Genomic DNA, 2,380 nt, shown 5'->3' with positions numbered 1-2,380 from the left:
ACTGCTCGGTGTCGGGCAGCGTCAGCGGCACGGTGTATGTCGGCGGTGTGGTGGGTGCTCAAATAGGCGGTTCCATCACCGGATGCAGTTCCTCTGCCACAGTGAAGGGAACGGTCGATGTCGGCGGCGTGGCAGGTCAGACGAATTCGAGTGCCACCCTGACCGCTTGCTATGCCACGGGCAACGTGACCTTAGAAATAGCCCCCAAAAAGAATATCGCTGGCGGCGGTCTGGTGGGAATGAACGCAGGAAGTAGCCTCCTTGCCTGCTATGCCACGGGCAACGTAACCAGTACGGGTAGTAGCACTGGCTATATGCATATCGGCGGCTTTTTGGGAAATAACTACACCACCGTGACCGCCTGCTATTGGAAGAACAATCATGAACAAGGCATCGGCTACAATACGAAAAGCACCAAAGCCACCGAAGTCACGAAGGTGGACGGCACCAGCGTAACCTGGGAGAATGCCGTTGATGCAATGAACACCGCCTTGCAGAACGCAGGCTCAAAGTGGCGTTACGAACTTAACGGAGCATTGCCCACCTTTAGGAAGCAGTAAGCTGTTGCGGGCGGGTGTGCATTCTTCGCAATTCTATAGTTTTGCCCCCTAAAGACTTCTGTGAAAATCTGTGCAATCTGTGGGAGAATTTTACCTGAAGGGGCATACTTGCTTTGTTGGTGCAGTGGGGACCACTGCACCCCCTAAAAAAACAAAGAGCAATAAAGTGATTACAACATAGAAACAACAAAAAAGGGTGCTTCGTGCACCCTTTTTTATTAGTATCAGAAGTATTTAAATTCTCTTTGCTTACAGCTTCTTGAACACGCCCTGCATCTGCTCGCCGAGTCCGATGGTGTAGCCCTGCGATACAAATACTACGCGGTTGAAAGTGTCGGCGATGATGAACATCGGCATCTGCTTCTCGTTCATCAGCTTCATCTCACGTGCAATCTGCTTGCGTACCGATCCGTCCTTGTCGAGGGCGAACTGCACGGTTGACGGCAGACCCGGGAACTCGTCGTGGTTGAACTTGGCTGCGTCGGCTTCGCTCTCGAAGAGCAGCACTACCGGACGGCCCCATGCCTCGAACGCTTCCTTCATCTTCTCGATGTCGTGCAGAGCGTGGTTGGTCGGCTCTTGACCCACGCCGAGGATGCCCACAACATAGTAGCCGCGACCAGTCTGAGAGAGCAGGCTGACCTCCTTGCCGTCCTTTGTAACGAGGCTCTCTGAGTTGAACGAACCGATTACTGTCACTTCGTTGGTGTTTTGGCGAATCTCAAGAGGCAGGGTTGTGGTCTGACCCTCCACAATTTCGAACAGACGGTTCGAGGCGAGCACACTGCCGCTCGCAAGGCGCGTGCCCGTGGTGAGCATATATGTGCCCGCATCGAGCTTGTAGCCCTTCTTGAACGTGTTGCTCCATGTCGTGCCGTTACCCATGTCTGCCTGACCCTCCTCAAAGTTCAGCAGATGAGCCGTGCCGTTCTCAATACGGCTGATTGTGAAGTGGCTGTAATACTTCGGGTTGTCGAGCAGCTTGGTAGGCTCGTATGTCAGCTTGATTGTACCGAGAGCTGCTGCGTTAGATGTCTTGTCGGCTGTGTTGTCGAACTTCACATCCTGCCATTCGCCGTCCGTCTTTTGGTGCACTTCCTTACTGTTTGGTTGGTGCACTTGAGACAAGTGCACCCCCTTAGATTTGTACTGTATCTTGCCAGTCACAGCGTCCTTCTGTGCTTCGATGCCGAGGCTGCGAGCCACGTCGACGAAGAAGATGTCGCGCGAACGCTCGTCGGTAATCTTCGACTTCATCACGCCAACCGGAGTCTGTGCGATGCGTAGAGCCTTCTTGTCGGGGTTGAGGCGGATGTTCTTCTTTATCCACTCTACGAGCTTCATCGGGTCGGCGCGGAAAGCGTCGGCAGTCTTCTTGCTGAACGCCTTCTCGAAGTACTGCTTGAACGGTATTGTAATCAGCTCGTCCTCAACACGCGGCGAGAGCTGGTCGGTCGTTGCGTTGTAGCTGTCCTCGAGAATCTCGGTTGTGATATCGCGCAAGTCTTTGTCGCTGAGTGTGGCGAGTATGCCCATCACGCGGTCTTCGTTGTCGCTGTGGCGGTTGATGAAGTCGACTATAGTCTGCTTGTTGCCGCGCGACTTGAAGATATACTCCGCTCCGCGCTCACTGATGCGCTTTGCCTCCTCCATAGTGGGGAACGTTGCTGTATATGCCTTGCGAATGCTGTCCTCAAGAGCAAAGCGGCGCTGGTTCTCCTTGTGCATCTCGTCGCTGACATAAGGCAGCTGTGGGTCTTCCTTCGGTGGAACGAGGTCCAAGTAGGTGGTAGGGGGTGCACTTGTCTCAAGTGCACCAA

Annotated in this window: 1 protein-coding gene and 1 pseudogene; one reads left to right on the top strand and one right to left on the bottom strand. The window is 54.0% G+C overall.

Going from position 1 to position 2,380, the window contains the following annotated elements; all coding sequences use genetic code 11:
- A partial coding sequence (locus tag HMPREF0673_RS14940) for a GLUG motif-containing protein (protein WP_007902792.1) occupies window positions 1-560 on the top strand: 560 nt, incomplete at its 5' end.
- Between the two features lie 249 nt (window positions 561-809).
- Here HMPREF0673_RS14940 and HMPREF0673_RS14605 read toward each other — a convergent pair.
- Window positions 810-2,380: pseudogene (locus HMPREF0673_RS14605) on the bottom strand (transglutaminase domain-containing protein); the annotation flags it as partial.

Origin of the sequence: Leyella stercorea DSM 18206 (assembly GCF_000235885.1) — a bacterium.
In the GTDB taxonomy this organism is placed as follows: Bacteria; Bacteroidota; Bacteroidia; order Bacteroidales; family Bacteroidaceae; genus Prevotella; species Prevotella stercorea.
The sequence above is the reverse complement of the archived record's forward strand: the minus strand, read 5'-3'. Positions and strand labels throughout refer to the sequence as shown.